The organism is Streptomyces sp. ADI95-17 (assembly GCF_003846175.1).
GTDB classification, from domain to species: Bacteria; Actinomycetota; Actinomycetes; order Streptomycetales; family Streptomycetaceae; genus Streptomyces; species Streptomyces sanglieri.
In genome coordinates this window covers 681,294-704,518 of the sequence record NZ_ML123049.1, presented here as the reverse complement: position 1 = coordinate 704,518, position 23,225 = coordinate 681,294, and the positions used below count along the sequence as shown (strand labels likewise).

Here is a 23,225-nt window from a genome sequence, read left to right as displayed (position 1 = left end):
GCCTAACTGCCCTCGCGCCAGGCGCGCCACAGGCGTGCGTACTGGCCGCCCAGAGCCACCAGTTCCCCGTGCGTTCCCTCCTCCACCACCCGTCCCTCGGACAGCACGGCGATCCGGTCCGCCGCCATCGCCTGGGTCAGCCGGTGTGCCACGAACAGCGTGGTCCGGCCCGAGCAGGCGGCCAGCACGGCCCGTTCGAGTTCGGCGGCGCCCTCGCTGCCCGCCTCCGCGGTCGACTCGTCGAGCACCACCACCGGGGCACGGCCCAACACCAGCCGGGCCAGGGCGATCTGGGCGACCTTGGTGACATCGAGGCGCTCGCCGCCCTCGCCGACCATGGTGTTCAGCCCGTCGGGCAGCAGTTCCACCCACTCGCCGGCGCCGACCGTGCGCAGGGCGTCCAGCAGCCGCTCGTCGCTCGCGCCGGGCGCGGCGAGCCGCAGGTCCTCGGCGAGCGGACCGGAGAAGACGTGGGTCTCCTGCGTCAGGATGCTCACCAGGGCCCGCGCCCCGGCCTCGTCCAGACCGGCGAGGTCCTGCGATCCGATGCGCACCGACCCGGTCTGCGGCGTGCCCGTGCCGGCGACGAGGGCGGCCAGGGTCGACTTGCCCGCGCCCGTCGCGCCCACCAGGGCGAGTGAACCCCCGGCCGGGATGGACAGGTTCACCTCCCGCAGGACCGGTTCGTCGCTGCCCGGATAGCTGAAGGTCAGTCCCTCCACCGTCACCGGATACGCCCCGGGGTCCGCCTGCGCGACGGACACGTCGCCCACCAGCCGGTCCTCCGCGGGCTCCCCCAGCACCCCGACCAGGCGGGTGAGGCTCGCGCCCGACTTCTGTGCCTCGTCGAAGGTGAACATGATGGCGCCCAGCGGGGTGAACAGCCGGTGGAACATCAGCGGGGCCGCGGACACCTCGCCCAGACTGGCGGCGTCGGCCTCCAGCAGGGCGTATCCCACCACGATGATGAGGACCAGTCCGATGAACTCGGCGCGGTTCTCCCGGCCGACGAACCGCCCGAAGAACCGGAACACCTCGACGCCGAGATCGCGCACCCGCCACGACTCCTCGGTGACCTTCTCGCGGACGGCGCCCTCCAGGCGGTACGCCCGTACGGTGTCGATCCCGTTGAGACCGCTGATCAGCGCCTGCGCACGGTCGGCCTGGGCCGCCCGCTGCTTGCGGTAGAGCGGTGCGGAGCGGGGCAGGTACCACCGCAGGGCCAGCGCGTACGCGGGCAGTGCGCCGGCGCCGGCCAGGCCGAGCCGCCAGTCCAGTCCGAACATGCCGACCGTGGCGATGACGACCAGCACGCCCGCCGAGAAGACGGTGGGGACGGCCGCCCTGATGCCTCTGGACAGCACGGCCACGTCGTCACCGACCCGGGACAGCACATCGCCCCGGCCGACCTGTTCGACACGTGCGCTCGGCATCCCGAGCACCGCACGGACGGCGCCCTCCCGCAGCCGGGCGAGCAGATCCGCGCCCAGCCGCCCGATCAGATACGTCGAAAGCGCGGTGGCCACCGCGCCGAGCAGCGCGGCGGCCCCCATCAGCACCCCGACCGTGACCAGCACGGAGCGCGATTCGCCCTCGACGACCCCGTCGACCACCTGGCCCAGCAGGAGCACGGGAAGCACCTGGAGCGCCGCCCCGGCCACCGTGGTGAGCACGGTGGAGGCTGTCAGCCACGGGGCGCGGCGGCAGTGCGCCACGACCCACGCGGTGGCCTCGCCCCCGGTCGCCGTGCGCAGGGTTGCGGGGGCGACGGGGGCGTCTGTGGCACTCACACGAAGACCAAATCTCTCCGGGGACGGGGCAGTCCGGTCGGCATTGCTACTTGACCGACTCGACGAGCTCGTCGATCGCGTACGGCAGGGAGAGCAGGGTTCCCTGGGACATGGCGGCACCGACCGCCGGGCCCTCGCTGTCCAGCAGGTACGAGACCTTGCCGTTCTTGACGGCGGGCAGGTTGTTGAACAGCTCGAACTTCTTCAGCGCGTCCGTGTCCGCCTTGTCGTTGATGACGACGATGCGGTCGACGTCGACCAGGTCGATGCGCTCGGGGGACAGCACGGTGAAGAACTTGCCGTCCGCGACCGAGTCGATCTCGGTCTGGTACTTGAAGCCGGTGCCCGTCACCAGCCGGCCGCGCACGTCGGTGGAGGTGAACGGCGCGACGGAGTCCTTGTACCAGGACAGCGCCACGGCGGTCTGCTTCGCGAACTCCGGGTGCGCCTTCGCGGCCGCGCCGAGCTTGTCCTGGATGCCCTGCACCAGCTCGGCGCCCTCGGCCTCCTTGCCCAGCGCCTTGGCGATGTGCACCGCGTTGTCCTGCCACGGCGCGCTGAAGGGCTCCTTCTCGCCCTTGGTGCGGCCCACCGTCGGAGCGATCTTGGAGAGCTTCTCGTAGGCGGCCTTGTCGATCTCGGAGTAGACCGCGATGATCAGGTCCGGCCGCAGCGAGGCGATCTTCTCGTAATTGGGGCCCGAGTCACCGTTGTTCATGATGACCTCGGGGCGGGTGTCGCCCCACTTGTCCTTGACCCAGGGCCACTGGGTGTTGATGTCGGGGGACTTGCCCGCCGGGTTCGGGTACTGGTCCACCATGCCGACCGGCTTGATCCCGAGGGCCAGGATGGCCTGGTCGTCCGTGTAGCCCACGGAGACGACGCGCTTGGGGGCCTTGGTGATCTCCGTGGATCCGAATGCGTGTTCAACGGTGACCGGGAACGCGCCGGAGGAGGCGGCCGGAGCGTCCTCGTTCTTCTTGTCCGCCGAATCGGAACCGCACCCCGCGAGGAGGCCGACGCCGAGAGTCGCGGCGGACAGTATCGCCGCCACCCGCCGCCAGGGCTTCACTCGCGTCGTTCGATGGAGAAGCATCCGGAATCCCTTGCTTTCACGCAGTCCACTGCACCTCAATGTAAGGGCAGCCAAACCTTACCCTGCTCAAGTGAGGTCAGCCTAGCCTAACTTTTGAACTTTCCCCCGCCGGGCATCACTTGGGCCGAGCCCCCGGAACGCCGCGTTCTACGGGGCGAGCCGGACGTGCGTACGCCCGATCGGCACGATGAGCGGCCGGTCGCCCACCGGGTCGTCGATGACCGTGGCCTGCAGCCCGAACGCCTCGTGCAGCAACTCGGCGGTGATCACATCGCGCGGGTGCCCCTGCGCCAGGATGGAGCCGGCCCGCATCACGATCAGGTTGTCGCTGTAACGCGTCGCCAGATTGAGGTCGTGCAGCACCATGACCACCGTGCACCCGGACTCGTGCAGATCGTCGACCAGGTCGAGCACGTCTATCGCGTGCGCGAGGTCCAGATACGTGGTCGGCTCGTCCAGCAGCAGCAGATCGGTGCCCTGGGCCAGGGTCATGGAGATCCAGACGCGTTGGCGCTGTCCGCCGGAGAGCGAGTCGACCGGACGGTCGGCCAGTTCGGACACCCCGGTCATGGCCAGTGCGCGTTCCACCACGCCGGCGTCGTCCGAGGACCACTGCCGCAGCCAGCTCTGGTGCGGGTGGCGTCCCCTGGCGACCAGGTCGGCCACGGTCAGCCCCTCCGGCGCGACCGGCGCCTGCGGGAGCAGACCCAGTTTCTTCGCCACGTCCCTGGTCCGGAGGCTGCCGATGTCCTCGCCGTCCAGCACGACCGTTCCCGAGGACGGCTTGAGCAGCCGGGTCAGGGTGCGCAACAGGGTGGACTTCCCACAGCCGTTGGGACCGATGATCGTGGTGATCACCCCCGGGGGTATCACCACGTCGAGGTCGTCGATGACCGTCCGGCCGCCGTATCCGACCGTGACGCCCCTGGCCGCCAGCCGCGGGACGTCCTTGACCCCGGCGTCGGTCCCGGTGGTGAACTGAGCGGCCACGAGCCCCCCTTGTATAGATCTGTTCTGCATTCATACCGCCTACCTGAGGTTTGCCCGCACCAGCAGGTAGATGAGGAAGGGCCCGCCGATCGCGGCGGTGACCACGCCGACCGGGAGGGTGATCGGCAGCGCCGTGCGCGCGACCAGGTCCGAGCCGATCAGCAGCACCGCGCCGACCAGACCGGAGGCCACCATCGGCGGCGTCGGGAACCTCGCCAGACGCATCGCCACCTGCGGCGCCACCAGGGCGACGAACGGGACCGGGCCGGCCGCGCTCACCGCCAGGGCGGCCAGCAGGACCGCGCACAGCAGCAGGACGGCCCGCACCCCGGAGTACCGGACGCCGAGGCCGGCGGCGACCTCGTCGCCGAGGTGCATCGGCTTGAACTGGAAGGCGACGGCGGCCACGAGGACGACGAGGACGAGCGTGCCCCAGAACGCCACCCGGACCTCGTCCCACGACCGGCCGTCCAGCGAACCGACCAGCCACGACTGGGCCCTGGCCACGTCCCTGATGTCGGCGGAGACCAGCAGCCAGGTCGTGATCGCCTCCATCACGGCGCTCACCGAGATGCCGATGAGGATGAGCCGGAAGCCGTCGATCCCGCGCCGCCAGGCCAGGAAGTACACCAGCAGACCGGTGCCGAGACCGCCCGCGAGCGCCGCCGCGGGCAGGCCCACCGAGCCGACGACCGCCGCCGCGGTGCCGCCCGACGCCGTCACCAGGAGGACCGCGACCGCGCCGGCTCCCCCGGTGATGCCCAGGATGTCCGGGCTGGCGAGCGGATTGCGTGCGACGGACTGGGTGATCGCCCCGGACATCCCCAGCGCGAACCCCACGACCAGACCGGCCAGGGCGCGCGGCATCCGCAAGTCCATGATCACGAACTCGTCGACCTGTTCGCCCCGGCCGAGGATGGTGGCGATCACCCGGGGCAGCCCGATGGAGAAGTCCCCGACGCCGATGGAGACACAGAAGATCAGGAAGGCCGCCGCCGCCAGCAGCAGGGTGACCAGGACGAGCCAGGGCCGCCATACGAACGACACATGGCCGAGCCGTACGCCCGGCGCCACCGATGGGTTCATGTCCGTCCCGTTCATGCGCTCTTGAACTTTCCTCGCCACACGAGAACCGCGAAGAACGGGGCGCCGAGGAGCGCGACCACGACACCCGCGTCCAACTCGCCCGGCCGCACCACCAGTCGGCCCGCGATGTCGCAGACCAGCAGGACGACGGAGCCGAGCAGCCCCGCGTACGGCACCAGCCAGCGGTAGTCCGGGCCGGTCAGGTAGCGGGCCACGTGGGCCACCATGAGGCCGAGGAACGCGATGGGGCCGCACGCCGCCGTGGCCGCGCCCGCCAGCAGGGTGATGGCGACGATGCCGATGGTCCGGCTCAGCGCGATGTTCACGCCCAGCCCCCGTGCCACGTCGTCGCCCAGGTTGAGCAGGTTGAGGGCGGGCAGGGTGATCAGGGCCAGCACCAGTCCGACCGCGATGAACGCGGTGACCGGCCGGATGACGTCGAATCCGACACCGGCCACGGAGCCCGAGTTCCACAACCGCAGCGCGTTCAGCGACTTCTGGTCGGAGAGCGCGACCGCGGTGGTCATCGCCGCGAGGAAGACCGTGAGCCCCTGCCCGGCCAGGGCGAGCGTCAGCGGGTTGCCCGCGCCCCGGCCGATGCTCGCCAGGCCGAAGACGACGACACCGGCGACCGCCGCTCCGAGGAAGGCGAACCAGACGTACTGGAACGGGTCGGCGAACCCGAACACCGCGATCACCGACACCACGGCGAACGAGGCGCCGGCGTTGACCCCCAACAGGCCGGTGTCGGCTATGGGGTTGCGGGTGTACCCCTGGATCAGCGCTCCGCCGACCCCCAGGGCGAGGCCCGCCACGATCGACAGCACCGTCCGGGGCACCCGGACGGTGTGCACGATGAGCCTGATCTCGGTGAGCCGCCGGTCGGCCTCGGGCGCCGTGAACAGCCCGTGCCAGACCTCGGCGGGGCTCAGCGCACGCGCGCCGACGGCCAGCGACACCGCCGCCGCGATCACCAGGACGGCCAAGAGCGCGCCCAGACCCAGGACCCGCCGCCGACGGGCCTCCGTCGTACCCCCGGGTGCGGGGCGCTCAACTGCAATCGTGCGCATGTCGACGTTCGTCATCCCTCATGGTCCGCCGGGGCGGCACGGCCAGCCCCGGACCTCACGCGTGCGTACCGGTACCGTCGGCGACCGGCCGGGCCTCGTCGGAGGCGGACTTGACTCCCCGGTCGAGGAGCGAGTCGAGGATCTCACCCACCCGTATCGCGGTGTTGGACAGGAGGGACGTGGTGATGCCGTGGGTGTGCTCGGTGCCGCCCTGGAGGTAGATCCCGCAGCGCAGTCCGGGGTCGGTCGCTATCCGGTAGTCGCGCTCGACGCGTACCCGGCCCGCGTCGTCGCGCAGGCAGCGGTCGGCGACCTCGCCGAGCAGGCCGAGCGGATCGGCGGGGCTGTAGCCGGTGGCGAACACCACGACATCGGCGTCCAGGAGCGTCTCCTCGCCCGTGACGAGGGAGTTCACCGCGGTACGGACGCCGTCGGGCGTCTCCTGGACCCCGGTGACCCGGGAGACGTTGATGAAGCGCAGCCGTTCGGTGCCGAGGACCTTCTCCTGGTACATCTGCCGGTACAGATCGTCGATCAGGTCGATGTCCACCACGGAGTAGTTGGTGTTGCCGTGGTAGGCCATCAGCCGGTTCTTCACGCTCTCGGGCGCGGCGAAGTAGTCGTCGACCGCACCCGGGTCGAAGATCCGGTTGGCGAAGCTGCTGTCGTCGGCGGGGCTGTAGCCGTAGCGGGAGAAGACCGCGCAGACCTCGGCCTCGGGGAAGCGGCGGTGCAGGTAGGCGACGTTCTCGGCGGCGCTCTGGCCGGCGCCCACGACGACGAACCGTGAGGGCGAGGTGCCTTCCAGCGCGTCGACCTTCCGCAGCAGATCGGAGTTGTGCCAGACCCGCTCGCCCCGCTCCACACCCTCCGGCATCAGCGGGCGCAGCCCCGTTCCGATGACGAGGTTGCGGGCCCGGTGGACCGAGAGGCCCTCCGCCGAGCGGACGGTCACGTCCAGGTACTCCACGACGCCGTCGTGGACGAAAGGTGTGACGGAGACGACCTCGTGACCGTAGGAGACCATGTCGTCGACCTTGGCCGCGGCCCACTCGAAGTAGTCGTGGAACTCGACCCGCAGCGGGAAGAGGTTCTTGTGGTTGATGAAGTCGATCAGCCGGCCCTTGCTCTGCAGATAGCAGAGGAAGCTGTACTCGCTGGACGGGTTCCGGAGCGTCACCAGGTCCTTGAGGAAGGACACCTGCATGGTGGCGTCGTCGATCAGCATGCCGCGGTGCCAGCCGAAGCTCTGCTGCTGCTCGAAGAAGTGGGCGGTGACGGACTCCTGCCTGCCGACGCGGGTGTTGTGCTCGCTCAGCGCGATCGCCATGGCCACATTGGAGGGGCCGAAGCCGATTCCGATCAGGTCATGGACCAGTGGTGCGTCGCCAGGAAGAACCGGTGACATGTCACTCCCATCGTGCGGGAAATCCGCCTGTCAGGCGTAGGAAAGATACGAGAGGCGGGCATGCCGAGCAGGCCACCCGACCAAACTTAGGTGAGCCTAAGCTAATCACGCGACGTTGTCGATAGGCGCCCCGTCACGGAGTGCGCCCGACCGCCTGACGCATCGTCAACCAAGGCCCGAAATAGCCCTGTTGCAAACTAAGGTAAGCCTTGCTTTACTTGCTGCCGGTCTATCCCTGCTCTGAGGAGGAACCCCATGCGGGTCGTCATGTTCGGTTACCAGACCTGGGGGCACCGCACCCTGCAAGCCCTCCTGGACTCCGAGCACAGTGTGGAACTGGTCGTGACGCACCCCAAGAGCGAGCATGCGTACGAGAAGATCTGGAGCGACTCGGTGGCCGACCTCGCCGAGGAGCACGGCGTCCCGGTGCTGATACGCAACCGCCCCGACGACGACGAGCTGTTCGAGCGCCTCAAGGAGGCCGATCCGGACATCATCGTCGCCAACAACTGGCGCACCTGGATCCCGCCGCACATCTTCGGCCTCCCGCGCCACGGCACGCTGAACGTCCACGACTCACTGCTGCCGAAGTACGCCGGATTCTCCCCGCTGATCTGGGCCCTGATCAACGGCGAGTCCGAAGTGGGCGTCACCGCGCACATGATGGACGACGACCTCGACGCCGGCGACATCGTCCGGCAGGAGGCGGTTCCGGTCGGACCGACGGACACCGCCACGGACCTCTTCCACAAGACCGTCGACCTCATCGCCCCGGTCACCATCGGCGCACTCGGCCTGATCGCCTCCGGGCAGAGCGAGTTCACCAAGCAGGACCGCTCCCTGGCCAGCTTCTTCCACAAGCGGTCTGCCGAGGACATCCGCATGGACTGGAGCTGGCCGGCCGAGGACCTCGAACGCCTGGTCCGCGCCCAGTCGGAGCCGTACCCCAGCGCCTTCACCTTCCACCGCGGCAAGCGGCTCGAAGTCCTCGCCTCGGTGGTGTCCCAGGGCCGTTACGGCGGTACGCCCGGCCGGATCTTCTACCGCGAGGGCGAGGGCGTGGTGATCGTCGCCGGAGCCGACGCCCGCACCGGCCGCAACCACGGCCTGGCCATCACCCGGGTACGGACCGAGGACGGCCGGGAGCTGCCCGCGACGGAGTACTTCACCTCCATGGGCGGCTACCTCACAAACCGGCCCTGACACGGACGGGCCGACGGAGTGGTCTCCGCCGGCCCGCTCGATGCATTACTGACGCAATGTCAGAAGGGCTTGGTCGGCAGGTACTTGCCGTCCATGGTGATGACCGCGCGCTCGCCGCCCTCGGGGTCGGCGACCTTCTTGACGTCCAGCTTGAAGTTGATCGCGGAGATGATGCCGTCGCCGAACTGCTCGTGGACCAGGGCCTTGAGGGTGGTGCCGTAGACCTGGAGCATCTCGTAGAAGCGGTAGATGGTCGGGTCGGTGGGGATGCCGCCGGGGATCGAGCCGCGGGTGGGGATGGTCCGCAGGAGCATCGCCGCGTCCTCGTCCAGGCCGAGAAGCTCGGCGACGGCGTCGGCGGAGGCCGCCGGGAGAGCGTGCTGGCCGAGGACCGCGGCAGTGACGAACGCGACCGACAGCTCGGCGGCGTCCGCGATCTGCTGCCACGACAGGTCCTTGCGGGTCTTGGCCTCGACGGCGGCGGCGGCGAGCAGCTGGCGGGCGGTGGGGTCGAACTGGGCGTGCGTCATGAGAGGGATTCCTTTCGGTGCACCGGCCCCGGGAAGCGGCCGGGAGGTCATGGTGGTGGGGGGTGTTGTGTGGTGGGGGGTGTTGTGTGGTGGGGGGTGTTGTGGTGGTGGGGGGTGTTGTGGTGGTGGTCAGGCCGCGAGGGCGGCGGCCCTGCCGGTGGTGTCGAGTTCCTCGACGGTTCCGGTGGGAATGTCGTACACCCAGCCGCGCAGTGTGACCGCGTTCGCGGCGCTCGCCCGGGCCACCGAGGGGTGGGTCGCCAGGTTCGCGAGCTGGGCACGCACGTTCTCGCGCACCAGCGCCGCCACGCCCCGGTCGTCGGCGGCGATGCGGGCGACCGAGGCGTCGGCGTGGCGCAGCCAGTGGGCGATCGCGGGTGCGCCGGACAGGTCGTGGTGCGCGGCCAGTGCGGTCATCGCGCCACAGGCCGAGTGCCCGCACACCACGATCTCCTTCACGCCGAGGACGGCAACGGCGTACTCGATGCTGGCCGCGATGCCGTCCGGTGCGGGGGTGTAGGCGGGGACGAGGTTTCCGGCGGTGCGGACGACGAACAGCTCGCCCGGCTCGCTGCTGGTGATCAGCTCCGGGACCACGCGGGCGTCCGAACAGCTGATGAACAGCGTCGACGGCCGGTGGCTGTCGGCCAGGTGGGCGAAGAGCTCCGCCTTTGCCGGGAAGACATCGCGCTGGAAAATCCCGACACCTTCGGCGAGGTCGTACATGGTCACTCCTTTCGGTGGCTGCCGGCCCCGTTGGACTGACGTGTTCCACCATGCACGACCAGGCTCTATAGAGTCCAAGACTCGATATCGATACCATTCATCGATGACATCTATGGTGCGTTGCCTACGGTGCCCTGCCGCGCATGTGTCCTGCCCCGTGTGTGCCCGGCCCGTGGTGTCCGGCCCGTCTGTGCTGCGCGGCGACGGCGACGCGAGCGGACCGGCCGGGTCCTCATGACCCGGCCGGTCCGCTCGTCGTCCGCGCCCGTGGGCGCGGCGCCGGGATCAGCCGACGGTGAGGACCCGCCAGTCGCGTACGCCGATGTCGGCGGGCGTGCCGTCGAGGATCCTGGCGGTGCGTGTCGCGGGTTCGAGGGTGACGGTCGCGAGGCTGGCCCAGCGCTGACCGAGCGGCAGGTCCGGGTCGGGCAGGCAGGTCACCGGGGGCTCGCCCGCCCCGGTGACGAGGAAGTCCGCGAGCTCGTCGGCCGTGGTCGGCGGCTGCCTGCGGGCGAGGCGGTCGTGGACGAAGTCGTAGCGCTCGCCCGAATCGGGCTGGTAGAGCCAGGTCTTCTCGCCGGTGGCCGGCGTCGGCGTCAGGAAGTGGTTCGTGCGCAGCAGCGTGCCGTTCTCGGGGCGCATCTCGAAGATGCCGACGGGGCTCATGTCGAGCAGCACGGCGTCCCTCTCGTCGAAGAGCGCGAACGATCCGGACGAGGCGAGGGGCGCGCCGCGGATGATCTCGACGGCCTCGGCGACGCTGCCCGCCTCTTCGAGGACGATCGCCGCGAGGACATGGACGGGGATGCCGCCGATGCCGTCGTCGACATGGCCGAGGATGTTGAAGTGCAGGGCGAGACCGGCGCTGTTGACGCCGATCTTGCCGAGTATGCCGTTCTCGGTGAGGCCGACGAAGTCATGGGTGCCGCCGCGCGACTCCAGCGTGTGCCACATGCCGTTGAGCTCGACGTGCCAGTCCCATGTCTGGACGCCGAACGTGCCCGAGGCGCCGTCACGGCGCACGATCGTGGTGCACTCCCCCGGCGGCACGGCGACGCTGCGGGCCAGGATCTCGGTCCGGGCGTTGAGGGCGGCAACGCGCCACTCCTCGGTCCCGGCGCCCCGGGCCATGCCCGAGATCTCGGTACGGGCCGCGGGCCGGAAGCCGCCGATCGCGTCGAGGGCGCGCTCGGCGTCCTCCCGTACCTGTGCGGCGGTGATGCCGCCGAGCGCGAAGAGCCGGTCGTACACCTCGATCGCGGCGGGGATGCCTTCGCGGAGCTGCTCGCCACGGGCGACGCCGCGCTCGTACGGGTCGGTGGCGGCGGCCTTGATGTGCGGGCGGTGTTCGGGGCGCGGTATGGACATGAGGGTCACCGGTTTCCTTCTGTGCTGTTCAGGTGGAGCTGCACCGCGCCACCGACCACCGTCGCGAGGACGGGGTTGCCGGGCTGTGCGTCGGGGGTGAGGTCGAGCGGGTTCGCGGCGAAGACCGTGAGATCGGCGAGGTGGCCCGGCACGATCCGGCCGAGTTCGTGCGAGGCTCCGGCGGCGTGCGCGGCCGCCGCGGTCATGCCGGTGTAGGCCTCCCGGGCGGTGATCGCCTGGCCGGGCTGGACGGGTGCGGTGTCCGGTTCCTCGACCGGGCGTCGCAGCTGGCAGTCGGCGAGGCCGATGCGCGGATCGCCGGGGCCGATGGGCCAGTCCGAGCCGAGTGCCACGACGGCACCGTGGTCCAGCAGGTCGCGGGTGCGCCAGCCGTGGGCGACGCGGTCGGGGCCGATCCGCCGCGACCAGTTGTCCGTGGCATCGGCCCGGGTGTGCCGGGTGCCGTGCACGGGCTGGAGGCTTGCCACGACGTCGAGTTCGGCGAACCGTCCGAGGAGGTCGTCGGGGACGGACTCGATGTGTTCGATGCGGTGGGGGGCGCGGCCGGCCGGCCCGACCTCCTCGATGACGTCGAGTGCGTACCGGACGGCCTGGTCGCCGATGGCGTGGGTCGCGGTCGGGATGCCGCGTTCGGTGAAGAACCGCATGGCGGCCCGGTAGGCGTCGAGGTCGCGCCAGAGCGGCTCGCGGTTCTCGCCGTGGATGTCCGGCCGGTCGAACCACGCCGTGCCGTTGTCCGCCGTGCCGTCGAGCATGAACTTCGCGCCCTCAACGTGCCAGCGCCGCCCGCGCCGGCCCTGCTGGTCGGCGATGTCCTGCCACACCTCGGGGGCCGAGTCGGCCGGCACCAGCGGGGAGCAGCGGATGCGCAGCGGCAGTTCCCCGTGTTCCTCGATGTGCCGGTACACGGATTCGGAGGGGTCGGTGAAGTCGAGCGCGTGCAGTCCGGTCAGCCCGCCGCGCGCGAGGGTGTCGAGCTGGTGGCGCACGTACCCGGCGGCGGTGTCCACCGGCACCTCGGGATAGTTGGCGAACACCAGGTCCATGGCCTGGAGTTCGACCACGTAGCCGGTCGGGCGGCCGTCGGGTCCGACCTCGACGGACGAGGCGTCGGTGAACGTCTCGCGGCCGGTGAGACCGATGAGTTCGACCGCCCGGGGGCTCACGACGAGCGCGTGCGCGTCCCGCGTCATCAGCGAGACCGGCCGGCCGGGGAACGGGCCGGCGAGCACGGTTCCGGTGGGGTCGCCGTCGAAGACGTTGACATCGAGGTCGAAGCCGGTGATCCAGCCGTCCGCCGGCCGTCCCTGTGCGGCGTCGGCCAGGCGGCTGAACACCTGGTCGAGCGTCGAGGCACCGGAGAGGTCCACGCCGCTGCCGATCTCGATCGACCCCCACACCGGATGGGCGTGGACGTCGGTGAGGCCCGGCAGGATCGTGGCGCCCGGGAACGCGTGGACGACCGTGCCGGGGCCGCGCATCGGTTCGAGGTCCGGGGCGGTGCCGATCGCGAGGATGCGGCCGTCGCGGATCGCGATCGCGATCGCGGTCGCCCGCGGGTCGAGAGCCTCGTCGGTCTGCGGGGCGGGAGACTCCTCGGCGAGTGTCTCTACGTGGTCGGCCGTCACGATGACATCGGCGTACACGGGTTTCCTTCCGGTGGTGCTGTTGCGTGGGGGCGGGCGGCGGGGACCGTCAGGGGCGGGGAACGGTCCGCAGGGTGCGGGCGGCGGCCCAGTAGACGACGGCGGCGACCACCATGCCGGCCGGGATCGACAGATCGACATCGCCCATGACCCGCGCGAGCGGGGCGGTCCAGAAGGTGGTGTTCACCCACATCAGGGCGGCGACGCCGCCGCTGACCAGCGCGAGGATGCCGGACCAGTGGACACCGCGGTGGTACCAGAACGGCCCGCCGCGTTCCTCTCCGATCAGGTCCGCCCCGTTGTAGCGGTTGCGCCGCATGACGAGGTCGGTCACGGCCACCGCCATGGCCGGGCCGGTCACGACGACCACGAGCTGGAGCATGGTGTTGACGCTGGTCAGGAAGTCCCAGACGAGGATCGCGTACAGCGTCATGGCCGTGCCGAGGACGCCGATGGTCAGGACGGCGGGGATACGTGCGAGGCGGACACCGACCGACTGGATCGACAGGCTTGCGCTGTAGGCCGTCATTCCGTTGTTCGCCATGGTGTTGACGACCACCGCGATGACGAAGACGGGGACGAACCAGCCCGGCAGAATGCCCTCCAGCGCGGCCTGCGGGTCGGTCATGTCGAGCGTGGTGGCGGCGAGGGCTCCGACCGTGGTGAACAGGACGCTGGGCACGTACGCGCCCAGCGCCGTCCAGCCGGCGACGGCGAACGGGCTGCTGTCGCGCGGCAGGTAGCGGGCCAGGTCGGGGCTGTTGCTGTACGAGAGCGGAGTGGAGGCGATGATGGCGAAGCCGACGCCGATCGCGGCGGCCAGCGCACCGCCCTTGAGGGGCTCCGCCGGGGCGTAGGACCAGTCGGTCCCGGCGAGCACATATCCCGTGACCACGACGAACACGACGGTCAGCAGGACGCTGAGCGCGGTGTAGAGGCGGACGATCGTCGCGTATCCGTAGATGGCGATCAGCAGCGTCGCAGCGGCGATCAGGACGATGACGGTCGCGTGGACGGCCGCGTTGTCCGGCAGGCCCATCCGGGTGGCCAGTCCGATGCCCGCGACCGAGGCGGCCGACCAGTTCAGGGCGAGGTAGGCCGCGGCGATGAGCCAGCCGGTCAGGACGAGCACGAACTTGTTGCCGACGACGCCGTGGAACGCGCGTGAGATGACCGACCCACTGGTGCCGGCCGCCGGACCGCCGGCCGCGATGACGCCCGTACAGATCCACAGCAGGTTCCCGGCCAGGATGATGCCGACGGCCTGCGGGAGCGTGAGTCCCATGAGGATCAGCGTGGCGCCGACGACGAGGCTCAGATAGCTGACGTTCGGCGCTGCCCAGACCGCGAAGAGCTGTCGTGGGCGACCGCCGCGCTCGTCGGCGGGGATCAGGTCGATCCCGCGGGTCTCCAGCTGCCCCGAGCGCTCGGAGCCTTGCCCTTCGAGGGCTCCTGCGGCGGTGGTGGGTTGTGTCGTCATCGAGGCCTCTCGGATGTCCAGGCGACGCTGCCTTTATTGGGCACATGGCCAACAACTTATTGGTCACCGATCCAATAACCTTTGTTCCATGACGTCAAGACCTCGGCCTAAGCAATCCAGGAAACTGCCCGAGCAGCGCCGCGCGGAGATACTGCGGACCGCCGCCCGCATCGGACTGGAGGAGGGACTGGAGCGGATCACGCTGCGCCGCGTCGCCGACGCCCTGGGTGTCCGCCCCGGCCTGATCAGCCACTACTTCCCGGTCGCGGACCATCTTCTGAGCGAGGCGTTCGCCTTCGCGGCCACGACGGAACGCGGGTCGCTCCTGCCGTCGGACGAGGAGGAGCTGCCGCCCGTGGAGCGGCTGGCGCGCTTCCTGGTACGCCTGACGGACGGCGACTACCGGGACCTGAGCCGCCTGTGGCTCAACGCACGGCACCTCAGCAGGTTCAAGGACACGCTGCGCGAGGCCGTGGGCGCGCAGGAGTCACAGACGCGCGCCGAGTTGGTCGCCCTGGTCGGCAAGGGCGTCCGGGCCGGAGAGTTCACGACCGACGACGAGGTCAGGGCGGCCCTGCACATCCTCATCACGGTCGACGGGCTGGGGGCGTACGCGAACGACGACGCGCCGCAGGAGGGCCCGGACTACGGCGATGCGGCCATCGAGACGGCCGAGGCCCGGCTCGGCCTGGCGCCGGGGACACTGCGCGCCCGCGCGCTGCCGGCCAGGACCGCCGCCGGGTGAGGCGGGCGAGCGGCACAGCGTGCCGGGGCGGGACCCGCGCTCAGGGGGTCGCCGCGGAGACGACGTACACGACGGGGTTCATCGGGTCGGTCATGTTCACCATGATGTCCTGGGTGGGACGCGGGTCCTTGTTGGTGTGCCTGGTGCCCGCCCATTCGACCCCGGGGCCGAACTCCCAGCCCGAGACCTTCCGGTCGCGTTCCCCGATGGTCACCTTGCCGGGCTCCAGGTCGGAGCGCCCGCTGCCCATCCGGCCGAGGAAGCGGTCGAGCCCGGCGGACGTGGTGCGGAACTCCACGTAGAGCCGGCTGGCCTTCCAGTTGTTGGTCTCGTAGTACTGCACGTCCAGGGAGTTTCCGGGCATCGGCAGCTCGAAGATCCGCCGCTGCATCCGGGACGGCCAGCCCTCCCGGAGCCCCTGCGCGGAGGCCTCGGCCTCCTTGTTCTGCCCGGCGCGGCGGCTCTGCCCGGCGGAGATCAGCAGATAGCCGGCCGGGATGCCGATGAGCAGCACGATGATGGTCGCCGTGATCAGCCTGCGGCGGATCATCCGGCGCCGGTCCTGCGGCGGCCGGCCGTCGTCGGACGGCGTGGACTGACGCGGCAGGACGGGGTGCTCGGCTGCGGTCATGTGTCTGGGGATCCCTAGGAGGTGCGGGTGTTGCGCGTATTGCGGATGGTGCTCGCGGCCTGGTCGTAGATCTGGGCGTACCGCTCGTACCGCTCGACCCGGCGGCGGTTGGCACGGCGGAATCTGCGGGCCACCAGCCGGGCGAGGTCGGCCGCGCCGACCATACCCGCCTCCGGGCCGAGCTGGGCCTTGGCGATCCGGGCCTCGGGACGGTAGCCGCGGCCGGTGAGATGGCGTTTGAAGGCGTCCCGGGCCGGGCCGATGAGCAGGTCGTCGGCGGCGCTGACGCCGCCCCCGATGACGAAGCAGGAGGGGTCGAGCGCGGCGGCCAGATTGGCGATGCCCACGCCCAGCCACTGGCCGATGTCCTGGAGGAGCTCGACGCACATCGCGTCGCCCTCGCGGGCCAGTTCGGTGATGAGGGGCCCGGTGATGTCGGGGATGTTGCCCTTGACCCGCTCGATGATCCCGTGCGCCACCGGGGAATCCGCGGCGGCCAGCTCCTTGGCCTCCCGCACCAGGGCGTTGCCGGAGCTGTACTGCTCCCAGCAGCCGCGGTTCCCGCAGGGGCAGCGGTGCCCGCCGGGCACCACCTGCATGTGGCCGAACTCACCGGCGACGCCGTACTTGCCGCGCTTGACCTGGCCGTCCTCCAGGATCGCGCCGCCGATGCCGGTGCCGAGCGTGATCATGACGAGGTGGTCCTCGCCGCGGCCCGCGCCGAACCGCCACTCCGCCCAGGCGGCGGTGTTGGCGTCGTTGTCGACCATGACCGGGACGACGAGGCGGGAGGCGAGGGCGTCGCGCAGCGGTTCGTCGCGCCAGGCGAGGTGCGGGGCGAAGAGCACCTTGGAGCGGTCCGCGTCGACCCAGCCGGCCGCGCCGATGCCGACGGCGTGCACATCGTGCCGGTCGGAGAGGTCCAGGACCAGCTCGACGATGGTGTCCTCGACGACCTTGGGGCTCTTGGACTTGTCCGGCGTCTCGGTGCGCAGCTGCTCCAGGATGTTGCCGTCGGCGTCGACGACGCCCGCCATCACCTTCGTACCGCCGATGTCGATCCCGACGGTGGGTACCCGCGGTGCCGTGAGGTGCGAGCGCCGCTCCCGGGTGCCCACCGTCCGAAGGACGGTGGCGCGGGCGGAGCCGCGGTGTGTGAAGTCGCGGTACGTGCTCATCGTCCCTGCGGGGTCTGGGGGAGCCGGAGGCGGTGCACCCGGCGGCGGACTGCGCCCGTCGGGCTCGATTCTGCCACTGCCGGGGCACCGGGGCTGGCGGACCGGTGGGTACGGGGCCGCTGCCGGCGGACGCTACTCGGCGTCGCCGGTGACCGGATGGCCGCCGAGATGCGTCGGAGCGGGCGCCCGCTCCAGCTCGTGGCTGAGCTCCTCCAGCTCGCTGCCGCCCGCCATCTGACGGGTCAGCTCGTCCAGGGTGATGGACTCCTTGGTGTGGCTGCCGGACATGGCGCCCCGCTTCAGCAGGACGAAACGGTCCCCGACGAGATACGCGTGGTGCGGGTTGTGCGTGATGAGGACCACGCCGAGACCCGCGTCGCGGGCGGCCGCGACGTACTTGAGCACCACCCCGGACTGCTTCACGCCGAGCGCGGCGGTGGGCTCGTCCAGGACGAGGACCTTGGCGCCGAAGTAGACGGCCCGCGCGATGGCCACGCACTGGCGCTCGCCGCCGGAGAGGGTGCCGATCGGCTGGTCGACGTCGCGCAGGTCGATGCCCATGCGCAGCAGCTCGGAGCGGGTCGTCTCGCGCATCAGCCGCACGTCGAGGCGCTTGAAGGGGCCGGCGCCGGTGGTCGGCTCGGAGCCGAGGAAGAAGTTGCGCCAGACCGGCATCAGGGGGACGACGGCCAGGTCCTGGTAGACCGTGGCGATGCCGCGGTCCAGGGCGTCGCGCGGGTTGGCGAGGGTGGTCTCCTCGCCGTCGATGAGGAAGGTCCCGGCGTCGTGCCGGTGCAGCCCCGCGATGATCTTGATCAGGGTGGACTTGCCGGCGCCGTTGTCGCCGAGCACGCAGGAGATCTCGCCCGCGTGGACCTCCAGCGAGACGTCCGTCAGGGCCTTGATGTTGCCGTAGAACTTGCTGACGTGGTCCAGCTCGACGAGCGCCCGGTGGGGCGCCTCCCGGTCGGCCGGTGCCTTGGGGGCCGTCATTTCGTCGCCTCCGCGCGCTTGCGTACCCATGCGTTGAGCAGGGTGGCCAGGAGCAGCATGGCTCCGAGGAAGAACTTGAACCAGTCCGGGTTCCACTCCGCGTACACGATGCCCTTGCTGGTCATGCCGAAGATGAAGGCGCCGACCGCGGAGCCGATCGCCGAGCCGTAGCCGCCGGTGATCAGACAGCCGCCGATGACGGCCGCGATGATGTAGATCAGCTCGTTGCCGACGCCCTCGCCGGACTGCACCACGTCGAAGGAGAACAGCAGGTGCTGGCCGGAGACCCAGGCGGCGAAGGCGACCCCGAGGTAGAGGCCGATCTTGGTACGGATCACCGGGACACCGACCGCGCGGGCCGCGTCGGCCTCGCCGCCGACCGCGAAGATCCAGTTGCCGAAGCGGGTACGGAGCAGGATCCAGGTGGCGATCGCGACGAGGACCGCCCACCACAGGATGGTGACCTTGAACTCGACGCCGCCGACCGTCCACTGCGAGGCGAAGACCTTGCGGGCCGAGTCGAAGCCCTCCATGTCCCCGATGGCCTTGGTGGACACGGTCCCGCTGATCAGCTTGGTGAAGCCCAGATTGAGGCCGGTCAGCATCAGGAACGTACCGAGCGTGATGATGAAGCTCGGCAGTTTCGTGCGGGTCAGCATGAAGCCGTTGAACGCCCCGACGGCCAGGGTGACCAGCAGCGAGACGAAGACGCCGACCCAGACGTTGGCGGTCATCTGGTAGCTGAACATCGACGAGACCAGCGCGGAGCTGGTGACGAGCACACCGGCGGAGAGGTCGAACTCGCCGCCGATCATCAGCAGCGCCACCGGCGCGGCCATGATCCCGATCGTCGAGGCCGCGTACAGCACGGTGCCGAGGCTGGAGGCGCGCAGGAAGCTGTCGGCGACGACCGAGAAGAAGATGAAGACGGCCGCGGCGCCGACCACCGAGCCGAGCTCGGGACGGCCGAGCAGCCTGCGCAGCGGTGAGGTGCGCATCAGCCGCTCGTCGGTCCCGGCCGGGGCGGACGGTCCGGCAACCGTGCTCATCGGGTCCCCCGCTTCGTGTACTGGGCGAGTTCGGCGGCGTCCTTGGAGGTGATGATCTGCGGTCCGGTCAGGACCGGGCGGCCACCGCCGAGCACATTGCCGTTGTAGCGGTAGAGCCAGAGCAGGTCGACGGCCTCGTACCCCTGGAGGTAGGGCTGCTGGTCGACCGCGAAGCCGAGGGTCTTGTCCTGAAGGGCCGTGGCGACCTTGGCGTTCAGGTCGAAGGTGTCGATCTCGGCCTTGCTGCCCGCGGTCCTCTTCGCCTTGACGGCGGCGTCCGCGAACGGCGCGCCGAGCGTGACGACCGCGTCGATGTCCTTGTCGGCCTGGAGCTTCGCCTCGATGGACGCCTGGACGTCGGGCATGTTGGTGCCCTCGACGTACAGGTTCTGCAGCTGACCGTCGAAGGTCTTCTTCGCTCCGGCGCAGCGCTGCTCGTGGCCGACGTTGCCCTGTTCGTGCAGGATGCAGAGCGCCTTCTTGCGGCCCCGCGTGTTGAGCTCCTCGCCGACCGCCTCGCCCGCGATGGACTCGTCCTGGCCGATGTGGGTGAGGGCGCCGAACCGCTTGGACTCCGCGGAGCCCGAGTTCACCGTGATCACCGGGATTCCGGCCCTGGTGGCCTTGGTCACGACGTCCTTCATCGCGTCGGGCTTGGCGAGGGTGACGATCAGCCCGTCGACCTTCTGGTCGATGGCGGCCTGCACCAGCTGTGCCTGCTGCTGCGCCTCGTCGTTGTGCGAGTACAGGAACTTGATGTTGTCCTTGACGGCCGCCTGCTCGGCGCCCCGCTGGACGATGTCCCAGAAGGTGTCGCCGTCGCCCGAGTGGGTGACCATCGCGAAGGTCCAGCGGGGTGTGTCCACCGCGGCCCGGCCCTCGGCGGCGGCCCGGGCCGCGCGCTCCTCCGCCCGCTTGCCACCGGTGCTGCTGCATCCCACGAGGGAAGCCCCGAGCACCGCCGCAAGCACGGCGCCCATCGCACGTACCCCTGTCCGAACCCTTGCCACGACGCCGTGCCCTTCTTGTGCTGCTCGCTGTGCTGCTTGGAGGGGCCGGGGATGGTGTACTCCCGGCCCGGCTGGCCAAGTATCCCCGAGCGGTCGCCGGCGCCGCCCGGCAGGGGCGGGACGCGTGTGTCGGCGCCGGGTGGGCGCGGCGGTGCGCGGGAGGTTCACCGGGTACCGCGCGCGGTGTACTTCTCCAGCTGCGGCACGTCCTTCGCGGTGACGATCGCCGGGCCGGTGAGCACCGGCTTTCCACCGCCGACGACGTTGCCGTTGGTCCGGTTCAGCCAGAGTTCGTCGACGGCGAGATAGCCCTGGAGGTAGGGCTGCTGGTCGACGGCGAAGCCGACCTCCCGGGCCTTCAGCCGCTCGACGACCTCGGCGTTCAGATCGAAGGTGTCGACCTCGGCCGTGCTGCCGGAGCCCTCCTTGGCCTTGACCGAGGCGGCGGCGAACGGGGCGCCCAGGGTGACGACCGCGTCGATGTCCTTGCCGGCCTGGAGCTTCGCCTCGATCGAGGAGGTGGCGGCCGGCATGTTGGTGCCCTCGACGTTCAGGTTCTCGACCTCGCCGCCGAAGGTCTTGCGCACCCCGGCGCAGCGCTCCTCCAGCGACACGTTGCCCTGCTCGTGGATGACGCAGAGTGCCTTCTTGCGGCCCCGTGCGTCGAGCTCGTCGCCGACGGCCTCGCCCGCGACCTGCTCGTCCTGCCCGATGTGCCCGAGCGCGCCGATCTCCTTCGAGAACTGCGCGCCCGAGTTGATGGTCACCACGGGTATGCCGGCCTTCACGGCCTTGGCGACGACGTCCTTGACGGCCTCCGGCTTGGCGAGGGTGACGATCAGCCCGTCGACCTTCTGGTCGATGGCGGCCTGCACCAGCTGGGCCTGCTCCTTGCCCTCCTTGTTCGCGGAGTACAGGAACTCGGCGTTGTCCTTGGCCGCCGCCTGTTTCGCGCCGCTCTGCACGATGTCCCAGAAGGTGTCGCCCTCCCCCGAGTGCGTGACCATCGCGATCTTCATCCGGGGCGTGCCGGCGGCCGCGCCGGCGCCGCCCCGCGCGGGCTTCTCCTCGGCGCTCCGGCCGCCGGAGCCGCTGCAGCCGGTGGCGGTGAGCCCGATGCCGAGGGCCACGGCGGTGATCAGGGTTGCTGCCTTGCGAGAGGTACGCATGGTGGGTCCGCTTTCTCTCCCGGCCGCCCGAGTGCGGCTGGAGGAGTTCTAGCGGTGGTCGTACGCGGCGTCAACGGGGCCGGGCGGCCGTCGTCACCGTACGAGCAGCTGGAAGTCGAAGGTGTAGCGGGAGGCCCGGTAGATGTGGGAGCCGAACTCGACCGCCCGCCCGGTGTCGTCGAAGGTGGTGCGCTCCATCGTCAGCAGGGCGGCCCCTTCGGCCTCGGCGAGCCCTGCCGCCTCCTCGGCGGTGGCGAGCCGGGCGCCGACGGTCTGGCGGGCGCTGTGCAGGGTGATTCCGGCGCCGCGCATCAGCCGGTACAGGCCGGTGGCCTCCAGCCGCGCGGTGTCCAGGTCGAGGATCCCGGGCGGCAGGTGGTTGCGCAGGAGTGCCAGCGGCTCGCCGTGCGCGTACCGCAGCCGCTCGACGAGGTGTACGTCGGTGCCTTCGGCGACCGCGAGGGCTTCGGCCACCGCCGCGTCGGCGGGCTCCACGGTGTTGCGCAGGACGCGGGTCGTGGGGTGCCCGCCCGCCGCCTCCAGGTCGTCGTAGAGGCTGCTCAGTTCGAGCGGGCGCCTGACCCTGCTGTGCACCACCTGGGTGCCGACGCCGCGACGGCGCACCATCAGCCCCTTGTCGACCAGCGACTGGATGGCCTGGCGGACCGTGGGCCGGGACAGGCCGAGCCGTGCCGCCAGCTCGATCTCGTTGCCGAGGAGGCTGCCGGGGGCGAGCCGGCCCTGCTCGATGGCGGCCTCCAGCTGCTGGGCGAGCTGGAAGTAGAGCGGGATCGGGCTGGAGCGGTCCACGCCGAGTTCGAGTGCGGCCGGGTCGGTGGTGGGTTTGGGCACGCGTGGAGGGTATCCCTGACGTCAGAAACTCCGGAAGTCCGGTCGTCCTGTTGTCCGGACAGCATGACCAACGAACAAGGGGCACCTTGTCAGGACATATGGTTGACAGCGCAGCCGGTGGGCGGCACGTTGGGTCCATGCGCATCGGACTCATCGGCACCGGCCGGATCGGTTCCTTCCACGCGGGCGTGCTGGCCCGCCATCCCGAGGTGGACGCCCTGGTGGTGACGGACACCGACGGGACTCGGGCGGCGGAGGTCGCCGAGCGTGTCGGTGCGACGGCGGTCCCGGGTGCGGCCGAGGTGTTCGGCGCGGGGGTGGACGCGGTGGTGATCGCCTCGGCCACCTCGGCGCACGCGGAGCTGATCGGCCGGGCGGCGGGGGCCGGGCTCCCGGCGTTCTGCGAGAAGCCGATCGCGCTGGACCTGCCGGGGACCTCGGCCGCGCTGCGCGAGGTCGACCGGGCCGGGAGCGTGCTCCAGCTGGGCTTCATGCGCAGGTTCGACGCGGGTTACCGGGCGGCCCGGGCCGCCGTGCGGGCCGGTGCGCTGGGCCGGCTGCACACCGTGCGGGCGGTGACGATGGACCCCGCCCCGCCGCCCGCCGCGTATCTGCCGCTCTCCGGGGGGCTGTACCGGGACTGTCTGGTCCATGACTTCGACATGCTGCGGTGGGTGACGGGCCGTGAGGTGACGGAGGTGTACGCCGCCGGGTCGGACGCCGGGCCCGGGATGTTCCGGGCGGCCGACGACGTCGACACGGCGGCGGTGCTGCTGACCCTGGACGACGGCACCCTGGCCACGGCGGCGGCCACCCGTTGCAACGGCGCCGGTTACGACGTACGGATGGAGCTGGCGGGCGAGCTGGACCAGATCACGGTCGGCCTGGACGGCCGCACACCGCTCACCTCGGCCGAACCGCAGGGCCCCCCGGCCCCCTCCTCGCCCTGGCCCGGTTTCCTGGAGCGGTTCGCTCCGGCGTACGAGGCCGAACTGGACGCGTTCGTAGGGGTGGTGCGGGGCGAGCGGCCCAACCCGTGCGACGGCCGGGAGGCGTTGTCCGCGCTGCTGATCGCGGAGGCGTGCGAGGTCTCCCGCCGGGAGCGGCGCCCGGTGGCGGTCGCGGAGATCGCCGCCGGCGCGGCGGGGCCCTCCGCGTAGCGCCCCGCCGCGCCCGTCTCCGGG

General features: G+C 70.8%; 21 protein-coding genes. 3 read left to right on the top strand and 18 right to left on the bottom strand.

Going from position 1 to position 23,225, the window contains the following annotated elements:
- Positions 1-2: 2 nt before the first annotated feature.
- The 6 genes from EES42_RS29890 to EES42_RS29865 all read right to left on the bottom strand — a co-directional run bounded on the left by EES42_RS29890 (position 3) and on the right by EES42_RS29865 (position 7,440).
- On the bottom strand, positions 3-1,790 hold the full coding sequence (locus tag EES42_RS29890) for an ABC transporter ATP-binding protein (protein ID WP_124721390.1): 1,788 nt from the start codon (positions 1,788-1,790) through the stop codon (positions 3-5).
- 46 nt (positions 1,791-1,836) lie between these two features.
- Positions 1,837-2,886, bottom strand: coding sequence for an iron-siderophore ABC transporter substrate-binding protein (locus EES42_RS29885; protein WP_124721389.1), 1,050 nt, complete (start codon positions 2,884-2,886; stop codon positions 1,837-1,839).
- Between the two features lie 147 nt (positions 2,887-3,033).
- A complete protein-coding gene (locus EES42_RS29880; protein ID WP_124721388.1) occupies positions 3,034-3,876 on the bottom strand; it encodes an ABC transporter ATP-binding protein in 843 nt (280 codons plus the stop codon).
- Between the two features lie 39 nt (positions 3,877-3,915).
- Complete coding sequence (locus EES42_RS29875; protein ID WP_124721387.1) at positions 3,916-4,977, bottom strand: FecCD family ABC transporter permease; 1,062 nt, start codon at positions 4,975-4,977, stop codon at positions 3,916-3,918.
- Positions 4,974-6,032 (bottom strand): FecCD family ABC transporter permease, encoded by a 1,059-nt coding sequence (locus tag EES42_RS29870; protein WP_124721386.1) that lies wholly within the window; start codon positions 6,030-6,032, stop codon positions 4,974-4,976. The genes EES42_RS29875 and EES42_RS29870 overlap by 4 nt, the downstream gene beginning before the upstream one ends.
- Positions 6,033-6,087: 55 nt before the next feature.
- Entirely contained in the window at positions 6,088-7,440 is a 1,353-nt protein-coding gene (locus tag EES42_RS29865; protein WP_124721385.1) for a lysine N(6)-hydroxylase/L-ornithine N(5)-oxygenase family protein, read from the bottom strand.
- Positions 7,441-7,695: 255 nt separating this feature from the next.
- Between EES42_RS29865 and EES42_RS29860 the strand changes: the two genes are divergently transcribed.
- Positions 7,696-8,643 (top strand): methionyl-tRNA formyltransferase, encoded by a 948-nt coding sequence (locus EES42_RS29860; protein WP_124721384.1) that lies wholly within the window; start codon positions 7,696-7,698, stop codon positions 8,641-8,643.
- 59 nt (positions 8,644-8,702) lie between these two features.
- On the opposite strand, the gene cynS is transcribed toward EES42_RS29860, so the two are convergent.
- The 5 genes from cynS to EES42_RS29835 all read right to left on the bottom strand — a co-directional run bounded on the left by cynS (position 8,703) and on the right by EES42_RS29835 (position 14,414).
- Positions 8,703-9,173, bottom strand: coding sequence for a cyanase (gene cynS, locus EES42_RS29855; protein ID WP_124721383.1), 471 nt, complete (start codon positions 9,171-9,173; stop codon positions 8,703-8,705).
- Between the two features lie 129 nt (positions 9,174-9,302).
- Positions 9,303-9,899, bottom strand: coding sequence for a carbonic anhydrase (locus EES42_RS29850; protein ID WP_124721382.1), 597 nt, complete (start codon positions 9,897-9,899; stop codon positions 9,303-9,305).
- 285 nt (positions 9,900-10,184) lie between these two features.
- Positions 10,185-11,267, bottom strand: a complete 1,083-nt coding sequence (locus EES42_RS29845) for a C45 family autoproteolytic acyltransferase/hydolase (RefSeq protein WP_241196652.1) — start codon at positions 11,265-11,267, stop codon at positions 10,185-10,187.
- Positions 11,268-11,272: 5 nt separating this feature from the next.
- Positions 11,273-12,934 (bottom strand): amidohydrolase, encoded by a 1,662-nt coding sequence (locus EES42_RS29840; protein WP_241196651.1) that lies wholly within the window; start codon positions 12,932-12,934, stop codon positions 11,273-11,275.
- A 49-nt stretch (positions 12,935-12,983) separates the two neighbouring features.
- A complete protein-coding gene (locus tag EES42_RS29835; RefSeq protein WP_124721379.1) occupies positions 12,984-14,414 on the bottom strand; it encodes a purine-cytosine permease family protein in 1,431 nt (476 codons plus the stop codon).
- An 88-nt stretch (positions 14,415-14,502) separates the two neighbouring features.
- Here EES42_RS29835 and EES42_RS29830 point away from each other — a divergent pair, with 88 nt between their 5' ends.
- Positions 14,503-15,159 carry a TetR/AcrR family transcriptional regulator gene (locus EES42_RS29830; RefSeq protein WP_164495362.1) on the top strand — a complete coding sequence of 219 codons (657 nt, stop codon included), beginning with the start codon at positions 14,503-14,505 and terminating at the stop codon, positions 15,157-15,159.
- 40 nt (positions 15,160-15,199) lie between these two features.
- Here EES42_RS29830 and EES42_RS29825 read toward each other — a convergent pair whose 3' ends face one another.
- The 7 genes from EES42_RS29825 to EES42_RS29795 all read right to left on the bottom strand — a co-directional run bounded on the left by EES42_RS29825 (position 15,200) and on the right by EES42_RS29795 (position 22,041).
- The gene (locus EES42_RS29825; protein ID WP_124721378.1) at positions 15,200-15,790 is read right to left on the bottom strand and encodes a hypothetical protein; all 591 of its coding nucleotides are present in this window, start codon (positions 15,788-15,790) and stop codon (positions 15,200-15,202) included.
- A gap of 14 nt (positions 15,791-15,804) precedes the next feature.
- On the bottom strand, positions 15,805-16,968 hold the full coding sequence (locus tag EES42_RS29820; RefSeq protein WP_124721377.1) for an ROK family glucokinase: 1,164 nt from the start codon (positions 16,966-16,968) through the stop codon (positions 15,805-15,807).
- A 132-nt stretch (positions 16,969-17,100) separates the two neighbouring features.
- Positions 17,101-17,961 carry an ATP-binding cassette domain-containing protein gene (locus tag EES42_RS29815; RefSeq protein ID WP_124721376.1) on the bottom strand — a complete coding sequence of 287 codons (861 nt, stop codon included), beginning with the start codon at positions 17,959-17,961 and terminating at the stop codon, positions 17,101-17,103.
- Entirely contained in the window at positions 17,958-19,010 is a 1,053-nt protein-coding gene (locus EES42_RS29810; RefSeq protein ID WP_124721375.1) for an ABC transporter permease, read from the bottom strand. Before EES42_RS29810 ends, EES42_RS29815 begins: the two co-directional genes overlap by 4 nt.
- On the bottom strand, positions 19,007-19,990 hold the full coding sequence (locus tag EES42_RS29805) for a sugar ABC transporter substrate-binding protein (RefSeq protein WP_124721374.1): 984 nt from the start codon (positions 19,988-19,990) through the stop codon (positions 19,007-19,009). The genes EES42_RS29810 and EES42_RS29805 overlap by 4 nt, the downstream gene beginning before the upstream one ends.
- A 194-nt stretch (positions 19,991-20,184) precedes the next feature.
- Complete coding sequence (locus EES42_RS29800) at positions 20,185-21,189, bottom strand: sugar ABC transporter substrate-binding protein (protein WP_124721373.1); 1,005 nt, start codon at positions 21,187-21,189, stop codon at positions 20,185-20,187.
- Positions 21,190-21,282: 93 nt separating this feature from the next.
- Positions 21,283-22,041: a GntR family transcriptional regulator gene (locus EES42_RS29795; protein ID WP_124721372.1), complete on the bottom strand. Its 759-nt coding sequence runs from the start codon at positions 22,039-22,041 to the stop codon at positions 21,283-21,285.
- Between the two features lie 137 nt (positions 22,042-22,178).
- On the opposite strand from EES42_RS29795, the gene EES42_RS29790 reads away from it, so the two are divergent.
- Positions 22,179-23,201 carry a Gfo/Idh/MocA family protein gene (locus EES42_RS29790; RefSeq protein ID WP_124721371.1) on the top strand — a complete coding sequence of 341 codons (1,023 nt, stop codon included), beginning with the start codon at positions 22,179-22,181 and terminating at the stop codon, positions 23,199-23,201.
- The last annotated feature ends 24 nt before the right edge of the window (positions 23,202-23,225 follow it).